Here is a 1,771-nt window from a genome sequence, read left to right on the forward strand (position 1 = left end):
CTTCCCCAAAACTTACTGCCATCGAATTGAAATACACAGTCAATGCAGCGGATGCCATATCGTAATTATGGTCTTCAGGAACAGTATGTTCGATTCCTTCAGCCGCCATTTCAATGCTGCCGCTATATGGATGATATTCGTCAAATCCGAGAGCCTGCTCGTCGATTCCAGCAGCGTAGCGGTTATACAGTGATGCAGCGTCCACATCGGCCGTGCCAAAATCAGCCATTAACTTGTCATTGCCTATAGTAAAGGAAACAGGTATCACATATGCATTTTCAGTAAGCCCGATCGTGAACAGGGTGCTGTCGGCCAGTTCGTCCGGATAGATGGAAGCTGTCGGGTCCGCTCCCCCTTGCATCGAGTTGAATATATCCGAACCTGATTCCGTATCGGCAGCTCCTGAGGATTCCAATTCAGCAGATTCGGATTCGGTCACCGATTCTTCCTCTCCGATTATCGATCCAGAGTCGGCACTTTCTTCCGATCTCTCCGAACTGCTGATATCGAAGCCTGTTCCATTCTGGCCCAGCATCGATGCCAGCAGCACACCGAAAGTGATGAAAGCGAGTGCTGCAACCAGATAGGGAATCCAGTGCTTTGATTTCTTTTGTGGAACTTCCTCTTGCAGAAGGCGTTTATAGACTTCTTCTTTCGGACGTTCGTCTTTTATAGTGGGGAAATCCCTTAACAAATTTTCGATGTGGTCATCGTCCCATTTGTTATTCGGCATTTTACAATCCCCCTTCCTGTACGGATAATTTATGGCGCAGGGATTTGATGGCGCGGTGCTGCGTCGTTTTGACTTTGCCTTCCGTCCATCCGAGTATTTCAGCACTTTCAGCAATGGATAAATCCTGGAAGAAACGCATGATGACGACCATTTTCTGGTCCCCGGTACAGGTATCCAAAGCTTTATATAAGGAGATCTTGTCTTCATTCAATAACGAGATCTCTTCCGGCAGCCGTTCTAATGAAGTCAATTGCTGTGTTTCCCAATCAAAATGCTCCATGGAATGCCTCTGCCTGACAGAAGTTTTACGGAAATGGTCGATCGCTACATTTTTTGCGATTGAAAAAAGCCATGTTTTTTCAGAGCTTTTTCCTTCGAACCGGTCATATGCCCTGAATACCCGAATATAGACTTCGTGCATCAGATCTTCTGCAATATGGCGGTTTTTGACCAGATAGATCAAAAACTGAAAGACATCCTGATGATATTGATCATATAGCCGATGGAAAACGGAGTCATTCATATACTCCCCCCCGTTCTTAGAATTAGTCGTTCCAGGCTGAAAAAAGTTACATTTTTTTCAGCGGCAGAAGGAAATAGAATGATGTCCCTTTCCCATGTTCGCTTTCAACATCGATCAAGCCACCATGCGCTTTTACGATATTGCTGGCAATTGCGAGACCCAGACCCGTACCGCCTTTGCCGGGAGTCCGCGCTTTGTCGGCTTTGTAGAAGCGCTCAAAAACAAATGCCAGGTCTTCCGGCGGGATGCCTGACCCTGTATCGTTGACGGAAATCTTCGCAAAACCGTCTTGTTCCTCTGTTCTGACAACCACTTTTCCGCCCTCAGGTGTATGACGCAAGGCATTGTCGATCAAATTGGTCATGACCTGTTCGATTCGATCCTCATCGATATCAGCGGCTGTCCAATCGTCGATCGCCGGTTCGAATTCCAACTGGATCGCCTCTTCTTTAGCCGCCTGGGAAAATTTCATCGTCATCCTTTCAATAACCCCGTTCAATTGCACAACTTCCTTA

1 protein-coding gene and 2 pseudogenes are annotated in these 1,771 nt (G+C 46.8%); all 3 read right to left on the reverse strand.

Features of this window, described 5'->3' with window-relative positions; all coding sequences use genetic code 11:
- Positions 1-733 (reverse strand): annotated as a pseudogene (locus IQ294_RS16180) (hypothetical protein); the annotation flags it as partial.
- A 1-nt stretch (position 734) separates the two neighbouring features.
- Positions 735-1,268 (reverse strand): annotated as a pseudogene (gene sigX / locus IQ294_RS16185) (RNA polymerase sigma factor SigX); the annotation flags it as partial.
- Between the two features lie 34 nt (positions 1,269-1,302).
- Positions 1,303-1,771 (reverse strand): sensor histidine kinase (locus tag IQ294_RS16190; RefSeq protein WP_203335073.1); only part of this gene is annotated, 469 nt, incomplete at its 5' end.

The organism is Planococcus beigongshangi (assembly GCF_016820495.1).
GTDB classification, from domain to species: Bacteria; Bacillota; Bacilli; order Bacillales_A; family Planococcaceae; genus Planococcus; species Planococcus beigongshangi.